This window comes from Kitasatospora mediocidica KCTC 9733 (assembly GCF_000744225.1).
GTDB classification, from domain to species: domain Bacteria; phylum Actinomycetota; class Actinomycetes; order Streptomycetales; family Streptomycetaceae; genus Kitasatospora; species Kitasatospora mediocidica.
The window spans coordinates 465,601-488,262 of sequence record NZ_JQLN01000003.1; the positions used below are offsets into that span (position 1 = coordinate 465,601).

Below are 22,662 nucleotides of genomic sequence, written 5' to 3' on the forward strand. Positions count from 1 at the left end.
CCGTCGTCTAACCTTGAGGTGACTCCCCCGTGCCAAGAAGAGAGGTTCCACCGTGGACACAGCCGACCGAGCGCACGTTCCGGTCGTCGTCGCCATCGACGGACCCTCCGGTTCCGGCAAGTCGACCGTCTCCCGCGCGGTGGCGGCCCGACTGGGCCTGAGCTTCCTCGACACGGGTGCCATGTACCGGGCGATGACCTGGTGGATGCTGGCCAACGAGGTCGACGTCGAGGACGCCGACGCGGTGGCCACGGCCTGCGGCAAGCCGGTGATCGTCTCCGGCACGGACGCCGACGGCCCGACCATCACGGTCGACGGCCAGGACGTCTCCGGCCCGATCCGCGGCCCCGAGGTGACCGCCAAGGTCAGCGCGGTGTCCGCCGTCCCGCAGGTGCGGGTCCGGCTGGTCGAGCTGCAGCGCGGGTGCGCGGCGGTCGCGCTGCGCGGGATCGTCGCCGAGGGCCGGGACATGGGCACGGTGGTCTTCCCGGAGGCCACCGCCAAGGTCTTCCTGACCGCCTCCGAGGCGGCCCGCGCCGAGCGCCGGGCCGTCGAGCTGCGGGCCAAGGGCGTGGACGAGGCCACCATCGCCGAGATGGCGGCGGACCTGGTCCGCCGGGACGCCGCCGACTCCTCGCGGGTGACGGCGCCGCTGGCCCAGGCGGCGGACGCGGTGCTGGTGGACACCAGTGAGCTGACGCTCGATCAGGTCATCGACACCATCGCCGAGTTGGTGGAGGAGCGGGCCGGGCGCCTGACGGCCGCCTAGCCTGCCCGGCCGGATTCCGGGGCCCCCGGATCCGGTGTGGATTTCTGGGTTTTGGATTTACTCTCGCGCTGCCCGTTCGCCGGGCAGGTACGCACGGCACGTCCCGAGTGGGCGTGCCGGGAAATGGAACAGACGAAGATGAGCAACGAGATCACCGACGCGGCCGAGGCAACCTCGGACGCGCACGGCGGACTGGACGCGGCCGAGTACGCCGAGTTCATGGCCCTCGCCGCCGAGGAGGGGTTCGACCCCGACGACATCGACGGCGACCTGAACGAGCGGCACGTCCCGCTGCCGGTGCTGGCCGTCGTCGGCCGCCCGAACGTCGGCAAGTCGACCCTGGTCAACCGCATCATCGGCCGCCGCGAGGCGGTCGTCGAGGACAAGCCCGGCGTCACCCGCGACCGCGTGCAGTACGAGGCGACCTGGAACGGCCGCCGGTTCAAGCTGGTCGACACCGGTGGCTGGGAGATCGACGTCCTCGGGCTGGACGCCATGGTGGCCGCGCAGGCCGAGCTCGGCATCGAGACCGCGGACGCGGTGCTCTTCGTCGTCGACGCCACGGTCGGCGCCACCGACACCGACGAGGCGCTGATCAAGCTGATCCGCCGGGCCGGCAAGCCCGTGGTGCTCTGCGCCAACAAGGTGGACGGCCAGTCCACCGAGGCCGAGGCCGCCTACCTGTGGTCGCTCGGCCTCGGCGAGCCCTACCCCGTCTCGGCCCTGCACGGCCGCGGCTCCGGCGACCTGCTGGACGCCGTGATGGCCGCGCTGCCCGAGGCCCCGCCGCAGACCTTCGGCGTGGTGCAGGGCGGCCCGCGCCGCGTCGCGCTGATCGGCCGTCCGAATGTCGGCAAGTCCAGCCTGCTCAACAAGGTGGCCGGCGAGGACCGCGTGGTCGTCAACGAGCTGGCCGGCACGACCCGCGACCCGGTCGACGAGCTGATCGAACTCGGCGGCAAGACCTGGAAGTTCATCGACACCGCCGGTATCCGTCGCCGGGTGCACCTGACCGCCGGCGCCGACTTCTACGCCTCGCTGCGCACCTCCGCCGCGCTGGACAAGGCCGAGGTCGCCGTCGTCCTGGTCGACTGCAGCGAGCCGCTGGCCGAGCAGGACACCCGCATCATCTCGATGGCGGTCGAGGCCGGGCGCGCGGTCGTCATCGCGTACAACAAGTGGGACCAGATGGACGAGGAGCGCCGCTACTACCTGGAGCGCGAGATCGAGCAGGATCTCGTCCAGGTGAAGTGGGCGCCGCGCGTCAACGTCTCCGCGCTGACCGGCCGCCACATGGAGCGGCTGGTGCCGGCCATCGAGACCGCGCTGGCCGGCTGGGAGACCCGGATCTCCACGGCCAAGCTGAACGCCTTCCTGGGCGAGCTGGTCGCCGGTCACCCGCACCCGATCCGCGGCGGCAAGCAGCCGCGCATCCTGTTCGGCACCCAGGCGGGCGTCAAGCCGCCGCGCTTCGTGCTCTTCGCCTCGGGCTTCCTGGAGGCGGGCTACCGCCGGTTCGTCGAGCGCCGCCTGCGTGAGGAGTTCGGCTTCGTGGGGACGCCGATCTCGATCTCGGTGCGGGTGCGCGAGAAGCGCCGCCGCAAGTAGGCGATGCGTACGGAACGGCCCGGCCCCGATCGACTCGGGGCCGGGCCGCTCTGTTGCGTACCGCTTGCGGGTGGGGCGTGCGCTTCAGGCTTCAGGCTTCAGGAGAGGGTGGGGGTCCGCCCCGGGGGCAGCGACAGCAGACCGCTACGGTGCCGCCCGGCCACGGACGCGCCGACGGACGCGCTGGGGGCCGGTGGCGGCGGTGCGGCGGGCGCGGTGGCGGCCAGGTAGCCGGAGGCCACCCAGCCCTGGCCCGCGCTCGGCGCGCTCGGCTGGGCCGGCTGGTGGGGCTGGGTGGAGTGGCCCTGGCCCGGGTGCTGCTGGGTGTGGTGCGGGGCCTGCTGTTGCGCCGGGACGAACTGCGGTGCGCCCGGCGGGTATCCCGCGTAGGTGGGGAAGGACTGGTGCTGTGCGGGTGCGGACGGCTGCGCGTGACCGTAGCCGTGCGATCCGGGGGCGGCGGTGTTCCCGTGCGGCTGGCTCTGGCCCTGGCCGTGGTTGGCGTAGGGGGAGCGGTGCTCCTCGATCGCGTACCCGCCGGGGTACGGGCCGGTCGGCGCCCCGGTGTAGGCGCTGCTGGACGGGCGGCCGGACGCGCTGCCGGACGTGCTGCCGGACGGGCGGCGGTCGCGGACGGCGAAGCCGGTGAAGCGCAGGTCCTCCTCGCCGGCGCGATCGCCCGGCAGGGCGCGGAAGAGGCGGCGGTACTCCGAGTACAGCTCGTCGTAGATCGGGGTGGCGGAGTGCGGATGCTCCGCGTCGTACGACGGCCTCATCGCCGGGATCCCTCGGCTGGCGGTGGACTGGCGGAAGGCTGAGGTCACGTCGTAGCTGTACACGTAAGGGCCAACGAGTGAGCCGGTCAGGGGATGCGGGTTCGGCCTGCCGGGCGGGAGCGCGGGCGGGCGGGGCGGGGCGTTCGCGGCGGGCGCGCGCCGGGGCCGTTGTGGGAACGGCCCCGACGCGGGGTGGCGGGGTGGTCCGGGCCGGTTGCCGACGGGGTCCGGGCTGCTTGCCGTCGGCCGGATGCGAGGTCCCGCGCCGTACTCAGGTCCCGCGCCGTACTCAGGTCCCGGCGAGGGGGAGGGCCGCGGCGACCAGGAGGCCCTGCGCGGCCGCCCGGTCGAGCGCGGTGCGGAGCAGGTCCTCGCGCGGCTGGCGCCCGATCGTCCCGGCCGGCGCCGCGTACATGATCACCTGGGCGTGCCGGGAGGCCGCCGCGCGCCACGGGTCGGTGACCAGCAGCGGCTGGTGGGCCTGCCACCAGGCGGAGCTGGTGCCCGCCGCCGACGGCTGCAGGATCGCGTGCAGGCGTCCCATCGCCATCAGCACCGACCACCCCGCCAGCACGGCCGGGGGCTGCTCCACGTCGTGGATCGGGGCGAACCCGTGCTCCGCGAGCAGCGCGAGGAACTCGTCCGAGCCCACCAGGCTGCCGGGCCGGCCGACCGGTCCGGTCGGCTCGACCACCAGGGCGGCGTGTCCGGTGTCGCCGCACAGCACCAGGCCGCAGGTGATGCCCAGGATGGCGGGCTCGCCCGGCGCGGGTCCGGTGACCGGCGCCGGGACGGGGGCGTCGGGCTGCGCTCCGAACGGGGCTCCCGGCTCGGACATCGGCATCGAGGCCGGCATCGGGTCGACCGGGTACGCCTGGGCCGGCAGCCCGCTGCCCTGGGCCTCGCTGATGCTCCGGACCGCACCGAGGAGCTGCTCCTCCGAGAGCGTGACGACCTGGGAGGGCACGCAGCGCGCGTGCGCGAAGGCGAGGACGGCGGTCTCGTCGCCGACGAAGAGGACGGTGCTGGTCGGCTCGTGGATCGAGTCGCCCGGCGTTCGACAGGACGTGCAGTCGTACGTATCAGGGGCATGGGCCCCGCCGAGCAGGCGGTCTGCCTCGTCGTCGCCGATTTCGGCTCGGACCTCGTCGCTGACATCGAGCATGCGCGGCACGAAGGACTCCTCGGGTCGTTGCGGGGGTGGCGCGGGCGCACCCGGCCGCCATTACCAACGGACTGCTGTGGCCCGGGTCACGGGTGGGGGTGCAGAGTGACGCGATTTGCCCGGCGAATGACCACGGACGGCAGACAGGCGATCACAATCCGTCGATGCTGTGCGCAGGCTCACAGGGGCAAGAATGTGGGCGGGGTCACGCCGGATGAGTGTTTGATCTTCGCAAACCAGCTCAAAATGGACATTTGCCTGCTCTTTACTTGATCATTACCTTCGGTAACGGTCGATTGACCTGGGAAGACCGTTGCCCGATTGAACCGGGACGGCACCGCCGCCTAGCTTTCTTCCCGGTGCAACGAGCACCACCCGGGTTCACCCCCAGCGCACAGCAGGTGCCCATCAGCCGACACGTTCGAGAACACGTCGGTGGTGAGTGGCGGAGTGGCCAGGGCGACGCGGCACGTCGGACACGTGCACGGTCGCCCAGCGGACGCGGCGAGCGAACCGAATCGGACCTTCGACGGTCTGGTTCCGCCTGCCCGCCCGGGGCTGTCGAGAGGAACTCATGACCTTCCGTAGCGAGAACACCGCCACCGCCGTCGCCGACAACGCCCAGACCGGTCGCAGCCGCGGCCGCCTCCGCATGGCGATCATGGGTGGCGTCATGGTCGCCCTCCCGGTGGCCGGCCTCGTGACGGCCACCTCGGCCTCCGCCGCCTCCACCGCCACGTGGGACGCGGTCGCCCAGTGCGAGAGCACCGGCAACTGGAGCATCGCCAACGGCAACGGCTTCTACGGCGGCCTGCAGTTCACCTCCTCCACCTGGGCCGCCTTCGGTGGCACCCAGTACGCCCCGCAGGCCAACCTGGCCACCAAGGGCCAGCAGATCGCCATCGCCGAGAAGGTGCTCGCCTCCCAGGGCCCCGGCGCCTGGCCCGTCTGCTCCGTCAAGGCCGGCCTGACCGCCGGTGGGGCGCCGGCCGCGGTCGACACCTCCTCCTCGTCCGCTGCGGGCAACCAGGGTGCGGCTGCCGTCACCCCGAAGTCGAGCACCACCAAGCAGACCCCGGCGCCGGCGGCCCCCAAGCCCGCTGCCCCGGCCAAGCCGGCCGTCCCGGCGAAGCCCTCGGCCCCCGCCAAGCCGGCCAAGCCGACTGCTCCGGCCGCCCCCGCCGCCCCGGCGAAGCCGGCCACCGGTGGCACCTACACCGTCAAGAGCGGCGACACCCTGAGTGGGATCGCCGCCGCCAAGGGCCTCAACTGGCAGACCCTGTACAAGAACAACGTGCAGGTCATCGGTGGCAACGCCGACCTGATCCTGCCGGGCCAGGTGCTCGCGGTCTGACGGACCCCGTCACCGGGCACGCGCCTGTGCCGCTGACCGTCGTCCCCTGTGCGGGGGCGGCGGTCGGTCGCGTTTGGGGCGGCGGTGGCGTTGGCGGTGGGTGCGGTCGGTGTGCGGTGGCCGGACGCCCGGGTGGAGTAGTGGTGGGCGGGCCGGGTCGCGGGGGTGGGGCGCGCTCGTAGAGTCGGATGATGCCGAGCATTTGCACGATCAGATGTCGAATACTCGTTGCGCTGTGTGGGGTGGCGGTGTCCCTGGTCATGGCAGCTGCGGCTGCACCTACGGCGGTGGCGGTGGCTGCGGGTGCGGGTGCCGCCGGCTCGGCTGCCGATTCCGGGGTGCGCGGGGGAGCCCAGGAGGGGGCGCGGCCGGAACCTCCGCCACGGTCCTGGCCGTGGGCGCCGTCCTGGTCCCAGCCGTCGTCCGGGCCCGGCGGTGGGTCTACCCCGGGACCTGGGACCGGACCTGGGACGGGACCTGGGACCGACCCGGGCCCTGGGCCCCAGCCGGGTGGGGCGTCGTCCCTGGTCACCGATGCCACCTGGGACCAGCTGGCCGACTGCGAGAGCGACGGGGACTGGTCCGCCGCCACCGGAAACGGCTACTACGGCGGTCTGCAGATCTGGCCGCCGACCTGGCAGGACGCCGGTGGCCTGCGCTTCGCCTCCCGTCCGGACCACGCGACGCGACGTCAGCAGATCACCGTCGCGCAGGAGATCCTCCGCCAGCAGGGCTGGCAGGCCTGGTCCTCCTGCGCGCGGGACCTGGGACTACTGCACTGAGCCGCCGCGCAGTCGCTGCCGCCTCGCTGCCGCCTCGCTGTTCGAGGGCGTGCCGACCTGTGGGAATTCCCCGATGGGCAGCAGACTTCTCGCTAAGACCGACCGGCACGTGGTGGGCCGCGACGCGGCCCACCACGTGCCGGTCGGTCTAAACGACAGCGGTATGCCGCCGGGGGTTCCGGCGCGCCCGCCCCTGAGAGGACGCACGCCATGGGAACGCCCGTCGACCAGCTCGTCGATCTGCTCGATCTGGAGCAGATCGAGCTCAACATCTTCCGTGGACGCAGCCCCGAGGAGGCGCTGCAGCGCACCTTCGGCGGACAGGTGGCGGGACAGGCCCTGGTCGCGGCGGGGCGCACGGTCGACGGCGACCGCCCCGTGCACTCGCTGCACGCGTACTTCCTGCGCCCCGGCGTGCCCGGCGTGCCGATCGTCTACCAGGTCGACCGGATCCGGGACGGCCGGTCCTTCACCACCCGCCGGGTGCTCGGCATCCAGCAGGGCCGCAGCATCTTCGCGCTGACCGCCGACTTCCACGTTCCCGAGCCCGGCGGCATCGAGCACCAGGAGCCGATGCCCACGGTCCCGGCGCCGGAGGACCTGCCCAGCGCGCTGGACGAGGTCGGCAGCCGGCTCGGCGAGCTGCCCCCGTTCATCAGCCGCCGCCAGCCGTTCGACATCCGCTACGTCGAACGGCTGCGTTGGACGGAGGCGGAGCTGGCGAACGTCGAGCCGCGCAGCGGCGTCTGGCTGCGCACCAACGGCGCCCTGCCGGACGACCCGCTGATCCACGTCTGCGCCCTGACGTACGCCAGCGACATGACGCTGCTGGACTCCGTCCGCGCCCCCGTCGAACCGCTCTGGGGCCGGCGCAACTTCGACATGGCCTCGCTCGACCACGCGATGTGGTTCCACCGCCCCTTCCGCACCGACGACTGGCTGCTCTACCAGCAGGAGTCGCCCATCGCGCACGGCGCGCGCGGCCTCGCCCGGGGGCAGATCTTCGACCGCAGCGGGCAGCTGGTGGTGTCGGTGATGCAGGAGGGCCTGTTCCGGCCGCTCAGAGCCGACCACTGACACTGATAGTCGTAAGTAGGTCCCCGGTGGGCCGGGGCGCGGAGCGAGGGGCGACCATTGGTCGCTGTGTCGACCAATCATCCCACCTCTCCTGCCTCGCCCCCCGACTCGCCCGCCGACTCGGCTCCCGTCGCGCAGTCGGAGCCGCCGTCGCTGTCGCTGTCCCCTTCCCCCGACGCCGCTCCGGCGCCGGGGCGGGGCCGGTTCCTGCGCGGGGCCCTCGCCGACCTCACCCCGTTGCGGGAGAACGCCGACTACCGTCGGGTCTGGTTCGGCCAGTCCGTCTCCTCGATAGGCCAGCAGATGACCGCCGTCGCGGTCGCCGTCCAGGTCTACGCCCTGACCGGATCCACGTTCGCCACCGGGTTGGTCGGCCTCTGCTCGCTCGTCCCGCTGATCGTCTTCGGCCTCTACGGCGGCGCCATCGCCGACACCGTGGACCGCCGCAAGCTCGGCCTGATCGGCTCGGCCGGCCTCGCGGTCGTCTCCGCGATCCTGGCGGCCCAGGCCCTGCTGGGCCTTGGCCAGGTCGCGGTGCTGTACGCCGCCGTGGCCCTGCAGGGCGGCTTCTTCGCCCTCAGCTCGCCCGCCCGGTCGTCCATGATCCCGCGCCTGGTCCCGAGCGCGCAGCTGCCCGCCGCCAACGCGCTGAACACCATCAGCATGAACCTCGGCCTCACCGTCGGCCCGATGCTCGGCGGCGTCCTGATCGGCGCCTACGGCAGCCAGAGCGCCTACCTGGTCGACACCGTCGCCTTCGCCGGCACCATCTACGCCATGTGGCGGCTGCCCTCGATGCGCCCGGAGACCGGCACCCGCAAGGGCCGCGCCTCCGTCCTGGACGGCCTGCGTTTCCTGCGTGAGCAGCCCAACCTGCGCACCAGCTTCCTCGCCGACCTGGCCGCCATGGTGTTCGGCCTGCCCCGCGCCCTCTTCCCCGCCATCGCGGTCAGCTTCTACGGCGGCGACGCCCGTACCGTCGGCCTGCTGGTCGCCGCCCCCGCGGTGGGCGCCCTGACCGGCGCCCTCTTCTCCGGCTGGATCTCCCGCGTCCACCGCCACGGAGCCGCCGTCCTCGTCTCCGTCACCGCCTGGGGCCTCTCCATCGCCCTCTTCGGCCTCACCCACGGCCACCTCTGGCTCGGCCTCCTCCTGCTCGCGGCGGCAGGCTGCGCCGACACCGTGAGCATGATCTTCCGCAACACGATGATGCAGGTCGCCGCCCCCGACGAGATGCGCGGCCGCCTGCAGGGCATCTTCATCGTGGTCGTCGCCGGCGGCCCGCGGCTCGGCGACTTCGAGTCCGGCACCGTCGCCGCCCTCACCACCCCCACCGTCTCCGCCGTGTCCGGCGGCCTCGCCTGCGTCGCCGCCGTCCTCCTCCTGGCCGCCCGCCGCCCCGCCTTCCTCCGCTACGACGCCCGCCACCCCACCCCCTGACCCACCCCGACCCACCTCACCCCCACCACCCGCCACCCCGCCCGTGACCTGCACCAAACCTGGCAGCGAACACCCCTCGCGGTGCTGTATTGTTTTGCACGTCGCCGGGACACCGGGGACAAGGTCGAGAAGCCGGTACTGCCGGCAGCGAGACCACGGGACGTAGCGCAGCTTGGTAGCGCACCTGACTGGGGGTCAGGGGGTCGCAGGTTCAAATCCTGTCGTCCCGACTTGCTAAATCGCAGGTCGTAGGCCGTTTCCGCTTCTGGCGGGGACGGCCTTTTTGATGTCGTGTCAGCTGGTGGTCGCATGGTGGTCGCCGGGCCACCTGGGCCACGGGTGGCCTGTTCGGTGTTTCCGCGGGGTTGAGGATCACCTCCGGGATCGGAACCGGCAGGGCTGGAGGCTGCCCCGGTCGGATGGTGGTTCGTCAGCGGAATGCCGCGGACCGGAGCCGCAGGCGGTCTGCAGCTCGTGGACGCCGATCAGGCCGGCGGAGGCCGCTGGACAGAGGCAGGCCTTGGGCTGCCTCTGGACCTGCTGCGGCAGTGATGACGCGCGGTGACATTTCAAAGGTGTGGCGTTCCCTCGTCGCGTGGACTCTGCCCAGAGGGAAAGTTGAGGGTCGTGGCGGGGAAGTGGCGCTCGTACGAACCGGAGTTCCGCGCCAGGGCGGTACGTCGTCACGGAGACCGGGAAGTCGGCTGCGGAGGCCGGGCGGGACCTGGGCGTGCAGGCGGGCACGCTGCAGAGCTGGGGCCACCGATCGCTTGAGGAGATCGCGGAGCTCCGGATGGAGCGCGATGTCCTCAAGCGATCGGTGGCCCGTGGATGAAGGAGGCGAGGAGTGACGTTTGCGGGCTTCGTCGCCGACCAGAGGACCAGCGCGGTGTGCCGCCCCGATCGCCTGGCGGGCCCTGGGGGTGTCCGAGTCCTGGTTCTACAGGTGGCGCCGGCGCCCGGCTGAGCCGACCGGCCGCGAGGGGGCGACGCTGGAGCGCATCAACGGCTTCCCGGGATCCACCTGAGCAGCATGGTCCGCGAGCCACTGCTCGTTCCTGGGCGCCGGCGTCGTTGAGGCGTCGATGCGCCAGGTTCGCTCAGTCCTCGGGGCTCTGCAGCGTCTCCTTGACCTTGGCGATGGCGAAGCCCCAGCCCTGCTGCACGGTCGGCTTGGCGGGGACCGCGATCTCCTGAGGGTTGGTCAGCACGTCCAGCAGGACCGGTCCAGGGGTGGCGAAGGCGCGCCGGACGCTGTCCTGGAGCTCGGCCGGGTCGGTGACGCGGATGCCCGTGATTCCCAGGGCGGTGGCGACGGCGGCGAAGTCGGGGTTGTCCAGCTCGGTGCCGAACTCGGCCAGTCCGGCCTGCTCCTGCTCCAGTTTGACCATGCCCAGCCGCCGGTTGTCGAAGACCACCAGCTTCACGGGCAGTTGGTGGGTCTTGATGGTCATGAGGTCGCCGAGCAACATGCTCAGGCCGCCGTCGCCGCAGAACGCGACGACCTGGCGGTCCGGCGCCCACAGCTGGGCACCGAGCGCCTGCGGCATGGCGTTGGCCATCGAGCCGAGGTTGTACGACCCGAGCAGGCGCCGCTGTCCGTGCAGGGTGACGAACCGGGAGAGCCACACGGTGGCCATGCCGGTGTCGGAGGTGAAGATCGCGTCCGCGCTCGCGCAGGCGTCCACGGCGGCGGCGAGCGCCTCCGGACGGATCTCGTGGCTCCGGTTGTCCAGCGCGCTGCGCAGCCGTCCAAGGAGATGCCTGTCGTGGCCGGGGTCGGCGAGGCGCTGCTGCCCGGTGCGCCAGTCGTCGAACCGCTTGCGGGCGGACTCCAGGTGGGAGCGGTCCTCGGCGGCGTCCAGGTGCGGGAGCAGGGCCCGGAGGGTCGCGCCGACATCGCCCGCCAGGCCGGCGTCAACCGGCACCCGTCGTCCCAGATTGCGTTCCTGCAAGTCGATCTGGACGACTTTGCAGTCGCTGGGATACCAGTCCCGGTAGGGGAAGTCGGTGCCCAGCATGATCAGGGTGTCGCAGGTGTCGAGGGCGTGGGCAGCGGCCGGGTTGCCGATCAGGCCGGTCTGGCCGACCTGGTACGGATTCTCTCCTTCGAAACCCTCCTTGGCCTTGAGGGTGAGGACCATCGGCGCGGCCAGCCGTTCGGCCAGCGCCAGCACCTCGTCGCGAGCGTCACGTGCGCCGCGCCCGACGAGCAGGGTGACCTTGGCGCCCGCGTTGACGATCTCGGCCGCCTCGCGGATGCCCGGCTCATCCGGGCGGGTGACGGGACGGGTGCGGGGGAAACGTGCGGGGCGGTCGTCGGTCAGCTCCTGGTCGCCGAGGTCGCCGGGGACCGTGAGGACGGCCACGCCGCTTTCGCTGACCGCCGCGCGGACGGCGGCCTCCAGCATGCGCGGCATCTGGTCGGGGGAGGTGACGGTGTTGCGGTAGACGGCCACGTCGCGGAAGAGCAGGTCGTTGTCGACCTCCTGGAAGTAGTCGCTGCCCAGCTCCGCCAGCGGGACCTGACCGGCGATGGCCAGGACCGGCGTGCGGCTCTTGGCGGCGTCGTAGAGGCCGTTGAGCAGGTGGACCGAGCCGGGGCCGACGGTGCCCATGCACACGCCCAGGGTCCCGGAGAGCTGCGACTGCGCGCCTGCGGCGAACGCTGCCGCCTCTTCGTGCCGGCAGCCGATCCAGTCGACGCCTTCGGTGGTGCGGATGGCGTCGGTCAGCGGGTTCAGCGCGTCGCCGACCACGCCGAACACGTGCCGTACGCCCAGTTCCTGCAGGGCGTCGACGATCACGCGGGCGACGGTGCGTGCCATGGGCGGGTCCTCCGGTTCATCCAGTGCATACGGGATCGGTTCACTGTCTTCGATCGGGCGGGTCGCCCGGTCACGCGGTGAAGTCGTCGGGGTTCGCTGCGTCCCAGTCCTGCGCCCACAGCTGGGGCGCGTCGTTGACGAGCTGGCCCGGGCCGAGCTCCGGGTACAGCTCGGCGTAGGAGCGGACGGTCTGCGGGTCCAGCCTGCGGTGGAGCATGTGCGGGCGCAGCTGGGACGGTTCGTCGACGCCCATGGCGGCCATGATCTGCTGTGCGCTCTTGACGGTCGCTTCCTGGAAGCGCTGGACGCGCTGCGACTTGTCGCCGACGTCCAGGGCCCGGGCCCGGCGCGGGTCCTGGGTGGTCACCCCGGTCGGGCAGGTGTTGGTGTGGCAGCGCTGGGCCTGGATGCAGCCGACCGCGAACATCATGGCCCGGGCGGAGTTGGTGTAGTCGGCTCCCTGGAGCAGCCGTTTGACCAGGTCGCTGCCGGTGGCGACCTTGCCGCTGGCGCCGATCCGGACGCGGTCGCGCAGCCCGGTGCCGAGGAGGGAGTTGTGGACGGTCAGCAGGCCGTCGGTGAGGGGCATCCCGACGTTGTCGGCGAACTCCAGTGGCGCTGCTCCGGTGCCGCCTTCGGCGCCGTCGACAATGATGAAGTCGGGTGTCACCCCCTCGTCGAGCATGGCTTTGCAGACGGCGAGGAACTGGCGGCGGGAGCCGACGCACAGTTTGAAGCCGGTCGGCTTGCCGCCGGAGAGTTCTCGCATCCGCCCGATGAAGCGGACGAGTTCGCGCGGGGTGGAGAAGACCTGGTGGTAGGGCGGGGAGATGACGGTGCGGCCCTGAGGGACTCCACGGACCTCGGCGATCTCGGCGTTGACCTTCGCGCCGGGCAGTACTCCGCCGATGCCGGGCTTGGCGCCCTGGCTGAGTTTCAGTGACACGCACTTGACCTGCGGGTGGGCGGCCTTCTCGGCGAACTGATGCTCGTCGAAGGCGCCGTCCTTGGTCCGGCAGCCGAAGTAGCCGGTACCGATCTCCCACACCAGGTCGCCGCCGGGTCGTAGGTGGTACTCGGAGAGGCCGCCTTCGCCGGTGTCGTGGGCGAATCCGCCCAGTGCCGCTCCGGTGTTGAGGGCCAGCACGGCGTTGGCGGACAGGGACCCGAAGCTCATCGCCGAGACGTTGAGCAGCGCCATGTCGTAGGGCTGGGAGCAGTCCGGGCCGCCCACGCGCACGCGCGGCGGGTCCGCCCGGACCGCGTGCGGGGCCATCGAGGGGACGAGGAATTCGCGGCCGGTTTCGTACAGGTCGAGTTCCGTGCCGAACGGCTCCTCCGCGTCGGTGCCTTTGGCCCGCTCGTAGACGATGCTGCGGGTGTCGCGGTCGAAGGGGCGCCCGTCGACATTGCGCTCGATGAAGTACTGCTGCAGCTCCGGGCGGATTCCCTCCAGAGCGAACCGCAGATGGCCCAGCACCGGATAGTTCCGCAGGATCGAGTGCCTGCGCTGAAGCAGATCCCATCCCGCCAGCATCAGCACGGCCAGCAGCGGGCCGGCCGCCAGCCACCACCACGGCGACACCAGCGCAGCCGTCACGACCGCGACCGCGGCCACGCATGTCAACAGAGCAACCCAGAATATTCTCAGCACGGTCACCGTCTAACCCGGATCACGGCGGCCAAGCCAACTGCGGCGCCGCTGGCCCCGGAAGCGGCCCGGAAGCGGCCCGGCAGGTCAGGCGTTGTCCGTGCGCGGGAAGACGTACGCGTCGAGGACCAGGCCGAGCGCGACCGCGGCCGGCACCGCGACGAGCGCGCCGAAGAGCCCGATCGACCAGCACGCTGTGTGGAGCCTCAGGATCGGGGTAGGCGGAGCCGACCGAGAACCCACAGCCTTTGGAGGCACGATGACCGCCCAGCCCCCGATCGAGCGGAACCCGGCCGACCAGGAGAACGCCGAGAATCGCCCCTCTCTGAGCGACCAGAATCCCCACAAGGTCCCGGCGCACTGCGCGGAGCCTGACGATCAGCCGCAGCCTCCCGCTGCGGACGCCGTCGCGCCCTGACCCCGGACACCCCTGAACGTGAAGGGGACTTGCCGTCACCATCGGCTGCGGTCTTGCACCGGCAAGCCCTGCCAGCGTGAGAGATGAAACCGTGCCCGTGTGGAGGGCGTCTTACCGGCCTTCGGGAGCCGTCGTCCGGTTCCAACACGAGTAGCTTCAGAGGACGTCACGGAACCTTCGCCCGAATTTCTCCCCAGGTCTCCTTGTGGGGCTCGTCTTTGACGTGCAGCGTTTCCGGAACTGCGGCCGGCCTGTGGTCACGCGCGCCTACGCGTGTGACCACGGGCCGGATCAGCTCACACCCCTGGTACGACAGATCGCTCGGGTGCAGATCAAAGCTCGTAGACGACCTCGCGAATCCTGGCCTGGGTCGGGCCCCGTCCCGGGTCACGGTACGGCGGGGTGCTCAGGTCGGTAGACGGTCAGGCCCTTGGCGGCACTACTCAGCCGCAAGCGGTCGGGGGCCTCAACGGTCTCGCCGTCCAGCGACATATGGGTGACGTCGTGAAGACTCGTGAGGTCGAGTGCCGACAGTCGCGCCGAGCGGTAGACCCGGGAGCGGGCGAGAGTGCCGGAGAGGAAGGCCGCGAGGAGCCTGGTCCGGGCGAACGGGTGGCTGCCGTCAACCACTCGGATGTCGAGCTTCCCCACGTCCAGCGCGCTGCGGTGGCTGGGAGCGAATCCCGGCGGGTCGTAGGATCCGTTGCCCGCGAAGAGCAGCCACACCTCTCGGGGCTCTCCGGCGACCTCGATCGGGACGGGCTCGGCGGCGGCGAGGACGCGGACCAGGGCCACGGCCAGCGCTGGCCACTTGCCGACACGCTTCTCCAACCGCTCTCTCACGCGTACGAGTTCGGGGTAGACGCCCAGGCTGAAGGTATTGAGGAACAGGTGGTTGTCCCCGGCGATGGAGACCCGGCCCACGTCCACGGCGGCGCCGCTGCCGGCCTCAACCGCCTCGGCCGTCGAACGCAGACTGTGTGTCCCGAGGTCGACCGCGAAGTGGTTGAGGGTGCCCCCGGGGAACACCGCCAGCGGCAGACCTTGCTCGGATGCCACTGAGGCGGCCAGGTTGACCGTCCCGTCCCCGCCACACACGCCCAGAGCCCGGCAGCCTTCAGCGGCTTCGACCATCACCCTTGCCAGGTCATCCCCGTGGCCGCAGACCCGGATGTCGGCCGCCGGCAGCAGCTCTCGCAGCTCGGCGACAACCCCGTCGGGGGCGGCGTCGAGACCTGGCAGGAGCGAGCTACCCGACCTGCCGTTCACCACCACACTCAGTCCTTCACCGCGCGGTAGCGCCGGGACGGCGATGCCCGGCCGTGCGGCACTGGCCGGACTGTCGGCCCGACGAGGCCACCAGCGCAGCGTGAGTGCGGCTGTCGAGGCACCGAGGGCGGCCCCTGCGATCACATCGCTGGGGTAGTGCGCGCCGACGTAGACCCGGGAGGCGATCACCGCGGCCGCCATGGGTGCTGCGATCGCACCCAGCACCGGTGACTCCAGCGCGAGACCGGTGGCGAAGGCGGCGGCCGACGCCGCGTGTCCCGACGGGAAGGACGTGGTGAAGGGCTGCCGGGCGAGCCTGCGAACCCGAGGAATGTCATCGAGCGAGGGCCGCTGACGACCGGTCACGGATTTCGCCACCAGGTTGGCCGCCGCCGAGGCCAGGAGCAGCGACCCCACACCGCGCAACGCGGCCCTGCGGGCGGTGCGGTCACCACTGGCCGCCAGCAGCCCAGCCGAGGCTGTCCACAGGACGCCGTGGTTCGCGTACCGGCTCAGTCGGGGCAACCACACATCGGCGCCGCGCAGTCGTGCGCGCGCCACCCGCGTGAAAAGGCTGCTGTCTAGTGCGGTGATCCGTCCCATGGGCGCTCTGCTACCCCGCTGAGCGCCCTGCATACCCCAGCGAAAAGTAGCAACGCCACGCGCCTGCCTGACCGGAACGCAGACGGCTCAGATCGTCGTAACGAGCCGAGCCCCGCTGTCCGCCAACGTTCCTCACCCGCTGCGGTCCCGCTGCCGAAGTCGCTGTTCGCCACCGAAGGCCGAAGAAGAGCGAGCGACAGTCGGCGGCCACAGGACTGAACGTGCGCTCAGCCGGCGGGAATGTGGCGTTGCGGGGGATCCTGCCGTTCCGACGCGGCCCGCTGAAGGGCCCGCGTGACGTCGAACGGTACGAGTGTGGCCGCGACGTGGGGAAGCCGGTCGACGGCCTGAGCGTGGAGCAGGCGGCCGGAAGGGTCCGTAGGTGCGGGGTGGGATGAGCAGCGTGACGTCGGTGAGCCCGTCGGCCGTGGCGCGTGCGGCCGGCGCGGCCACCGCGTGGCGCAGTCGGCGGTCCGGACACTCGGCGATGCTTCGGTTCCGGAGCTGGACGGTGGCAGATGCCGGGGCGGCCTCCAGCGTGCTGGTCTTGGCACGGTAGCGGTGATTGGTGCGGATGAGCACCCAGACGCCGAACGGGCTCAGGGAGATGGTGTGGGGTCAGACACGGGTTGGCCGGTGACCCGGCGCACGGCCGACCGCAGAAGGCTGTCCAGTCGCACGGTGTCGGGCCACCTGATCTTGGAGGCCGCCCCAGGCGAGAATCGCTGCCAGGAGAATCGGCGCGAACAGCAGAATCAGAATCGTCATCGAGAGCCTCCTGCAGTCAGGTTGAGCAGTGTTCCTCGCCTAACCCCACCTGTGGTCGGCCAAACGGCCGGATACCCGGGCGGGTGACCGGATCTCGGTTGCACTCCGGAACCGGTGAGTGCGCTCTGCGCCGCCTTGAGTTCTCCCTGCCGTGCGCCTGGGAGCGTCTCAGGCCTGCCAGCTGCCTGTCGCGCCGAGCAGGACGAGCAGCGCACACATGCCGGCGTTGACCATCCGGTACGACAGGATGACGGCCGCGAACTCGCGGAGCATCGCGCTGGGCCAGTAGTACGCCGCTGTGGGCGCGCCGAGGACCTGACCGCGCACACCCGCCCTACGTGCCGTCAGAGCTGACCGCAGCACGTGGAAGTTGTTGGTGACGATCACGCACCGGTAGTCCGGCCGGACCCGTTCCATCAGGGACCGGCTGAACTCCAGGTTCTCTTCAGTGCTGGTCGACCGGTCCTCCTGCATGATCTGCTTGAGCGGTACTCCTCGCGCGATCAGATAGTCGGCCATCGCCTGCGACTCCGGCCGCCTCTCGTCGGATCCCTTGCCGCCGGAGACGACCATCGTCGGCGAGCTTGCGCGTGCGTTCTGCGACAGGTGGACGGCGAGTGCACGGTCAAGTCGGCTGGCCAGCAACGGCGGTACCTCGGAGCCGTTGATCAGCCCCGAGCCCAGGACGACGACGAAGTCGACCGGGCGACGCACGGTCAGCCGTCCGTAGAGGAGGGAGTAGCCCACGAAGCACAGGAGGAGGAACGACAGGTAGCCGACCGGCAGCAGCACGGCTGCCGTGGCGATGTGCAGCGGACGGCTGTGGGCGCGTACAGCAACCAGAGCCAGACCGATCAGGGTGAAGACACCCACGCCGGCCAACAACGCGAGCAGGTTGGCCGGCTGGTTGCCCTCCTTGCGGATCATCGTGATGCCGTTGGCCACCAGGATCGTCGCAGTCACCACGCCGGCCACCGTCGCGACGGCCGGAAGCGCGCTGCTTGCCATGCGCGTCAGGCCGGTCGGAACCCGGTCGAGTTCGCCCAGCAGGCCGGCGATCAGGAACGTGATCGCCAGGCCGAGGAGAACCCCATTGCCGAAGCGGCGCCGGTCGCGACGAACACGGAGACCGAAGAGCACGAGGAACAGTACAGCCAGAAGATATGCGGTCATTCAACGGTTCCTGTGAACGTTCTACCGGCTGACGGAGGAGGGCGCCGACTCGGTGGGACCGGCCTTTCCCGAGCGGCCGCAATCAGGCCGGCCCCGGGGTGGGTGCGGGAGCTTGGCGTGCTGCCCTGGGCCGAACCATCCGAACGGCGTTCGGGCGGGCCTGGGTTGCGGTTCAGCCGGTTGCCGCTGTCCGTCGGCTGCAGCTCGGGGGAACCCGTGTTGACGCGCGGTTCGCCGTCGTCAGCGCACTCGGGCCGTAGTTCCGGGGGCCGGGATTGGTGGGCATGCTGTTCTCCCGTCGGGGTTGGTGACCATCGCGGCGCCCGGCACACGGGCCGGGACGCCGGTTGGACAAGCACCTGACCGTTCTTGACGGTGCCAAACGCTCGGAGGCCTGTGCGGCGCCTTCCCGCGCACCGCGCTACTCCTGGTGCCGGGAGTGGGTCCGCTGCCGATCCTCGAGCCGCTCGCGTCGGCACGGCCGAGGGCGCGGTCGCTGGGTGCGGACGCTGGGTGCGGACTGGGTGCGATGCTGGAGCATCACCCTCGCCCGGCCGTCGACGGTAGCCGTTGCGCTGCGGGGCGCCGATGCGGCGCGTTGGCGCCCGCGGCACTAGACGCTGAGCAGGCCGATGGCGCGGCCGTCGTGGTCCACTACGGGCCACGCGTCCAGTCCGCGGGAGCGCATGGCGGCGACCGCGTCGGTGGCCGTCATGTCGGCGGTGGCGAACGGGCCGCGGTCCAGGACGATGTCGCGGACCGGGGTGCGTTCGGTGTACCAGGACCGGGCCTGGAACGGTGCGAGGTGCAGGCGGGTGAGCAGCCCGGCGCAGCGGCCGTCGTCGGTGCGGACCAGGATGTGGTCCGCACCGGAGCTGTGCAGGATGTCCATCGCGGTGTCGGCCGTGACGTCGTCGCTGATCTGCAGTTCGGGGGTTCTCATGAGGTCGCCGACGGTGGCGGTGGTCATGGGGCGTTCGAGGGTGGTGGTCACGGGCGGCTTCCTTCGCGTCTTCCGCCGGTAGTGGCGGCGATCAGGGCACTGGCGGCGGGATGGTCGGCGGCCGCCGGCTGCGGGTTCTTCGTGCGGCCGGCGCGGGAATCGGGTATCGGCCGCCGGTGCATGGCGCGGGCCCGCACCGTGTCGCTGTCCGGGCCCGCGCGCTGTCCTACGCGGCGAGGGCGACGCGCCTCGGTGCCGCGCTGCGCGAGCCGGTGGTGGTCTGCGGGTTGCGGCCGCTGTGGGCGGGCCGGCTGCGGCGGTTGCGGCTCGCGGAGGCGCTGCGGCGGGGACGTTCGACGACGGGGTCGGCGATCACGGTGGGAATGCCGGTGGGCACGCGGGCGCCGGTGATCCGGGCCAGGTCCTCGTCGCCGGAGCTGACCCTGGTGGTGACGGGGGTGATGGCGGCCGTGATCATCATCCGGGCCATCTCGCGGCGCTGGTTGGGCAGGACGAGGGTGACGACGGTGCCGGACTCGCCGGCCCGGGCGGTGCGCCCGCCGCGGTGCAGGTAGTCCTTGTGGTCGGCCGGCGGGTCCAGGTTGACGACCAGGTCGAGCCCGTCGACGTGGATGCCGCGGGCGGCGACGTTGGTGGCGATCAGCGCGGTGACCTGGCCGGTGCGGAACTGCTCCAGGGTGCGGGTGCGCTGCGGCTGGGACTTGCCGCCGTGCAGCGCGGCCGCCTTCACGCCGTTGGCGAGCAGGTCGAGGACCAGGCGGTCGGCGCCGTGCTTGGTGTCGGTGAACATGATCACGCCGCCCTCGCGGGAGGCGATGTGCGCGATCGTGGCGTCCTTGTCGAAGTTCTGCACGTGCAGCACGTGGTGCTCCATCGTGCTGACCGCTCCCGCGGACGGGTCCACCGAGTGCGTGACCGGGTCCTTCAGGAAGCGCCGCACCAGGCGGTCGACGTTGCGGTCCAGGGTGGCGGAGAAGAGCATCGTCTGGCAGCCGACGGCGACCTGCTCCAGCAGCTCGGTCACCTGCGGCAGGAACCCCATGTCGGCCATCTGGTCGGCCTCGTCCAGCACCGTGATGCCGACCCCGTCCAGCTGGCAGTCGCCGCGCTGGATCAGGTCCTTCAGCCGTCCCGGCGTGGCCACCACGACCTCCGCTCCACGGTTCAATGCCTGGGCCTGGCGGCCGATCGACATGCCACCCACCACCGTGGCCAGGCGCAGCCGCACCGAGTGGGCGTACGGGGTGAGCGCGTCGGTCACCTGCTGGGCCAGCTCGCGGGTGGGGACCAGCACCAGCGCCAGCGGACGGCGGGGCTCGGCCTTCTGGCCGGCGATGCGGGCCAGCACGGCGAGACCGAACGCGATGGTCTTGCCGGATCCCGTCCGCCCCCGGCCCAACACGTCGCGGCCGGCCAGCGAGTTCGGCAGCGTCGCGGCCTGGATCGGGAACGGCGAGGTGACACCCTGGCGCGTCAGCACCGACAGCAGCGCCGCGGGCATGTCCAGCTCGTCGAACGACTCGACGGCCGGCAGCGCCGGAGTGGTGCTCACCGGCATCGCGAACTCCCCCTGCGGGGAAGAGCCCTGACGGGCACTGCGCCCGGAGGAGTTCCGGCCGCCGGAAGGCCGGTCGCCGTAGAACGAACTGCCGCCGGAGCGCGATCCGTAGGCGGCGCCGCCGGAGCGGGAGTTGGAGCTCTGGTACGAGGAGCGACTGGAGCGGTTCATGCGGGAAACCTTCCTCAGGGCGGCACGTCACGAGGAAGGCTCCGCAGCGCAGGGGCGCCGGGCGGAGATCGCAAGGAACGGGCCAGAAGTGTGACGGGCGGGGCGTGGACGGTAGAACCGTGCGGCACGTCACCTGCGGTCGGCGCTCACCGCGAAGGGGCGGGAGCGCGAACCTCGAACCGTGAAGTCTCACGGCAGGGCGCCGATCCGGACGCGGCGCAGGGCGTCTCGCGTGCGAATGGCCGCCAGTGGCGAAGCCAGGGGGCCTGAACGGCCGGGGATGCGCGTGGTGCAATGCCGAAGGGCCCGCACCGGGCATGTACGCGGTGCGGGCCCCTCGCTGCCAGGCGGGTGGCCTCAGCAGAAAAACTACAGCGGACGAATGTTCTCGGCCTGCGGGCCCTTCTGGCCCTGCGTGACGTCGAACTCGACCTTCTGGCCCTCGAGCAGCTCACGGAAGCCGTTGGCGTTGATGTTCGAGTAGTGGGCGAACACGTCAGGACCGCCACCCTCCTGCTCGATGAAGCCGAAGCCCTTTTCCGCGTTGAACCACTTCACAGTGCCATTAGCCATAAAGAAATCTCCTTCAAGGGGCTGTCCGAAGCCCGCACTGTGCGGGCCCCGAGTGCCGCGATGATGACCCACCCGGGGAAGAGCCGGGAAACAAAAATGCGCCTGCGATACATCAGCAGGCGCACACAAAGTTCATGGGAACCACTACTGCAACTAAGGGAGACTCTAGCAGGCTCTGGCCTGCCGCAGTGGATTATTTCACCCCCGATCTCGCAGGAACCTCCCCTCAGGCCCGCCACCCCAGAGCCGCCAGCCGTATCAACACGCCCTGTCACCAGCATGGTTGGCGTCCTGGTCACGCACCCTGTCCGCGTCGAAAGCTCTACCGACCGTGCGACACGGACGAGCCGGAACGCCTACCGCATGGACACCCGCCGGGCGACCCCGGTCGCCGGTCGGTCACCACGTCAACGTCACCGGAAACAGCGGAGGCGGCGAACGGCACCATTCGGATTCCGGCCTGCCCAGATTTCTAATTTCTCCGGAACGGCCCGCTCCCGCGATTTCCGGCGCATACTGGAAGGAATGACGAAATCAGTAGCAGTCCGCCGGCACCTGCCCACCAGTCCCTTCAAGGCCCGGGTCCAGGTGCCGCTCAAGCGGTTCGCCGTGGGCGACCGAGTCACCCACGACCGCTACGGCCTCGGCCGGGCCATCGGCGTCGAAGGCGACAGCGCCATCGCCGTCCTCGTCGACTTCGGATCACGGCAGGAACGCATCACCCAGCCGTACACCGCGCTGTTCAAACTCTGACCGAGCAATGCTCAAGACCTGTGGATCGGTTCCGGGGCCGGATCGGGGCCAGTAGCCACAGGTCTGTCGCGATGTGGGTTCGTGGGCGGCGCGGTTCCGGCGCCGGGTTCACGACCGAGGAGAGACAGGCACGTCCATTCCTCGGGCGGCGACGATGCGCGCAGTGCCGTCGGACAGGCTGTAGTACAGGCCCACGACTGCGGTGCGGCCAGCAGCGACCTGTTGGGCGAGCACACGGGACCGGTCGAGCATCAGATCCACTGTGTGCTGTATGTGCGCCTCGATGAGCTCCTCGGGCCGCTCCAGCCCGGCCGCGCGAGCAGCGAGGACGCTCGGGGTGACCCGCTCCACGACATCGCGCACGTAGCCTGCCGGGGGCAGGCCGTTCTCCAGTGCTGCGCTGGCCGCTGCCACGGCGCCGCAGGAGTCGTGGCCGAGGACCACGACCAGTCGGCAGTCCAGGACGCTGACGCCGTACTCAATGCTGCCCAGCACTTCCGGCCCGATCACGTGGCCGGCGGTCCGCACGACGAACAGGTCACCCAGCCCGCGGTCGAAAATGATCTCGGCGGCCAGGCGGGAGTCGGAGCATCCGAAGAGGACCGCGAAGGGGTCCTGCACGGGGGCGAGTGCGGCACGGCGAGCGGCATCCTGGTTCGGATGCTCCGGCGTGCCCGACACGAAACGCTGATTGCCGCTGAGGAGCAGGTCAAGCGCATCGCTGGGGGTGAGCGGAACAGAGCTGGACATGGGCACAGCTTAGAACCGGGCCGCGTTCCTCGCCCGAGCGGGTTCCGGTCGATGGAAAACCGGGTGGGCGAATCACGATCACGGGCGGCAAGAGGTGCGAACTGCGGGGCGTGGTGTTGTCGGTGTCAGTACCCTGCGCGCAGGGTCGTGTCGTCGTCTCGATGAGGCCGTCGCTGAACAGGTGACGCGGTTCTCGGTTGACGAGGAGGTGG

Annotated in this window: 18 protein-coding genes and 1 tRNA gene; 8 read left to right on the plus strand and 11 right to left on the minus strand. The window is 71.1% G+C overall.

The genetic code is table 11. The features are described 5' to 3' along the window. The first annotated feature begins 52 nt into the window (after positions 1 to 52). Both cmk and der read left to right on the plus strand, forming a co-directional pair. Positions 53 to 769 (plus strand): (d)CMP kinase, encoded by a 717-nt coding sequence (cmk, locus tag BS80_RS07475; RefSeq protein ID WP_035794479.1) that lies wholly within the window; start codon positions 53 to 55, stop codon positions 767 to 769. A 138-nt stretch (positions 770 to 907) separates the two neighbouring features. Next, positions 908 to 2,377 (plus strand): ribosome biogenesis GTPase Der, encoded by a 1,470-nt coding sequence (der, locus tag BS80_RS07480; protein WP_051966342.1) that lies wholly within the window; start codon positions 908 to 910, stop codon positions 2,375 to 2,377. Positions 2,378 to 2,475: 98 nt separating this feature from the next. On the opposite strand, the gene BS80_RS37505 is transcribed toward der, so the two are convergent. Both BS80_RS37505 and BS80_RS07490 read right to left on the minus strand, forming a co-directional pair. Further along, positions 2,476 to 3,153: a hypothetical protein gene (locus BS80_RS37505; protein WP_157536002.1), complete on the minus strand. Its 678-nt coding sequence runs from the start codon at positions 3,151 to 3,153 to the stop codon at positions 2,476 to 2,478. Positions 3,154 to 3,442: 289 nt separating this feature from the next. Beyond that, positions 3,443 to 4,327 (minus strand): hypothetical protein, encoded by an 885-nt coding sequence (locus tag BS80_RS07490; protein ID WP_035794482.1) that lies wholly within the window; start codon positions 4,325 to 4,327, stop codon positions 3,443 to 3,445. Between the two features lie 565 nt (positions 4,328 to 4,892). Between BS80_RS07490 and BS80_RS43455 the strand changes: the two genes are divergently transcribed. The 5 genes from BS80_RS43455 (at position 4,893) to BS80_RS07510 (ending at position 9,201) form a co-directional block, all read left to right on the plus strand. Beyond that, entirely contained in the window at positions 4,893 to 5,672 is a 780-nt protein-coding gene (locus BS80_RS43455) for a LysM peptidoglycan-binding domain-containing protein (protein ID WP_083974356.1), read from the plus strand. Between the two features lie 260 nt (positions 5,673 to 5,932). Continuing rightward, positions 5,933 to 6,454: a transglycosylase family protein gene (locus BS80_RS42515; protein ID WP_083974395.1), complete on the plus strand. Its 522-nt coding sequence runs from the start codon at positions 5,933 to 5,935 to the stop codon at positions 6,452 to 6,454. Positions 6,455 to 6,664: 210 nt separating this feature from the next. Further along, positions 6,665 to 7,531 (plus strand): acyl-CoA thioesterase, encoded by an 867-nt coding sequence (locus BS80_RS07500; protein ID WP_035794485.1) that lies wholly within the window; start codon positions 6,665 to 6,667, stop codon positions 7,529 to 7,531. Between the two features lie 153 nt (positions 7,532 to 7,684). Further along, a complete protein-coding gene (locus BS80_RS07505; RefSeq protein ID WP_035794909.1) occupies positions 7,685 to 8,971 on the plus strand; it encodes an MFS transporter in 1,287 nt (428 codons plus the stop codon). 156 nt (positions 8,972 to 9,127) lie between these two features. Beyond that, positions 9,128 to 9,201 (plus strand) — tRNA-Pro (locus BS80_RS07510). 870 nt (positions 9,202 to 10,071) lie between these two features. On the opposite strand, the gene BS80_RS07515 is transcribed toward BS80_RS07510, so the two are convergent. The 8 genes from BS80_RS07515 to BS80_RS07550 form a co-directional block, all read right to left on the minus strand. Continuing rightward, positions 10,072 to 11,799 carry a thiamine pyrophosphate-dependent enzyme gene (locus BS80_RS07515; protein ID WP_035794492.1) on the minus strand — a complete coding sequence of 576 codons (1,728 nt, stop codon included), beginning with the start codon at positions 11,797 to 11,799 and terminating at the stop codon, positions 10,072 to 10,074. A gap of 70 nt (positions 11,800 to 11,869) precedes the next feature. Then, positions 11,870 to 13,453, minus strand: a complete 1,584-nt coding sequence (locus BS80_RS07520; protein ID WP_035794911.1) for an FMN-binding glutamate synthase family protein — start codon at positions 13,451 to 13,453, stop codon at positions 11,870 to 11,872. 84 nt (positions 13,454 to 13,537) lie between these two features. Beyond that, positions 13,538 to 13,693 carry a hypothetical protein gene (locus tag BS80_RS40420; RefSeq protein WP_157536007.1) on the minus strand — a complete coding sequence of 52 codons (156 nt, stop codon included), beginning with the start codon at positions 13,691 to 13,693 and terminating at the stop codon, positions 13,538 to 13,540. A gap of 562 nt (positions 13,694 to 14,255) precedes the next feature. Continuing rightward, positions 14,256 to 15,668 carry a bifunctional phosphatase PAP2/diacylglycerol kinase family protein gene (locus BS80_RS07530; protein ID WP_232246403.1) on the minus strand — a complete coding sequence of 471 codons (1,413 nt, stop codon included), beginning with the start codon at positions 15,666 to 15,668 and terminating at the stop codon, positions 14,256 to 14,258. A 1,008-nt stretch (positions 15,669 to 16,676) separates the two neighbouring features. Further along, a complete protein-coding gene (locus tag BS80_RS07535) occupies positions 16,677 to 17,681 on the minus strand; it encodes a YdcF family protein (protein WP_035794506.1) in 1,005 nt (334 codons plus the stop codon). A gap of 613 nt (positions 17,682 to 18,294) precedes the next feature. Beyond that, positions 18,295 to 18,675, minus strand: a complete 381-nt coding sequence (locus tag BS80_RS07540) for a CBS domain-containing protein (RefSeq protein WP_051966278.1) — start codon at positions 18,673 to 18,675, stop codon at positions 18,295 to 18,297. A gap of 175 nt (positions 18,676 to 18,850) precedes the next feature. Next, positions 18,851 to 20,374, minus strand: coding sequence for a DEAD/DEAH box helicase (locus BS80_RS07545; protein WP_035794508.1), 1,524 nt, complete (start codon positions 20,372 to 20,374; stop codon positions 18,851 to 18,853). 369 nt (positions 20,375 to 20,743) lie between these two features. Next, a complete protein-coding gene (locus tag BS80_RS07550) occupies positions 20,744 to 20,947 on the minus strand; it encodes a cold-shock protein (RefSeq protein ID WP_030918248.1) in 204 nt (67 codons plus the stop codon). A gap of 525 nt (positions 20,948 to 21,472) precedes the next feature. Between BS80_RS07550 and BS80_RS07555 the strand changes: the two genes are divergently transcribed. Further along, positions 21,473 to 21,700, plus strand: coding sequence for a hypothetical protein (locus BS80_RS07555; RefSeq protein WP_035794511.1), 228 nt, complete (start codon positions 21,473 to 21,475; stop codon positions 21,698 to 21,700). 108 nt (positions 21,701 to 21,808) lie between these two features. Here the strand turns inward: BS80_RS07555 and BS80_RS07560 are convergent, their stop codons facing one another. Beyond that, entirely contained in the window at positions 21,809 to 22,450 is a 642-nt protein-coding gene (locus BS80_RS07560; protein ID WP_035794514.1) for a carbonic anhydrase, read from the minus strand. Positions 22,451 to 22,662 lie beyond the last annotated feature (212 nt).

Coding starts and splice junctions, on each gene's coding strand:
- BS80_RS42515 (WP_083974395.1), top strand. CDS start 5,933: ATGGCAGCTGCGGCTGCACCTACGGCGGTGGCGGTGGCTGCGGGTGCG.
- BS80_RS07550 (WP_030918248.1), bottom strand. CDS start 20,947: ATGGCTAATGGCACTGTGAAGTGGTTCAACGCGGAAAAGGGCTTCGGC.
- BS80_RS43455 (WP_083974356.1), top strand. CDS start 4,893: ATGACCTTCCGTAGCGAGAACACCGCCACCGCCGTCGCCGACAACGCC.
- BS80_RS37505 (WP_157536002.1), bottom strand. CDS start 3,153: ATGAGGCCGTCGTACGACGCGGAGCATCCGCACTCCGCCACCCCGATC.
- BS80_RS07560 (WP_035794514.1), bottom strand. CDS start 22,450: ATGTCCAGCTCTGTTCCGCTCACCCCCAGCGATGCGCTTGACCTGCTC.
- BS80_RS07545 (WP_035794508.1), bottom strand. CDS start 20,374: ATGAACCGCTCCAGTCGCTCCTCGTACCAGAGCTCCAACTCCCGCTCC.
- der (WP_051966342.1), top strand. CDS start 908: ATGAGCAACGAGATCACCGACGCGGCCGAGGCAACCTCGGACGCGCAC.
- BS80_RS07555 (WP_035794511.1), top strand. CDS start 21,473: ATGACGAAATCAGTAGCAGTCCGCCGGCACCTGCCCACCAGTCCCTTC.
- BS80_RS07535 (WP_035794506.1), bottom strand. CDS start 17,681: ATGACCGCATATCTTCTGGCTGTACTGTTCCTCGTGCTCTTCGGTCTC.
- BS80_RS07500 (WP_035794485.1), top strand. CDS start 6,665: ATGGGAACGCCCGTCGACCAGCTCGTCGATCTGCTCGATCTGGAGCAG.
- BS80_RS07515 (WP_035794492.1), bottom strand. CDS start 11,799: ATGGCACGCACCGTCGCCCGCGTGATCGTCGACGCCCTGCAGGAACTG.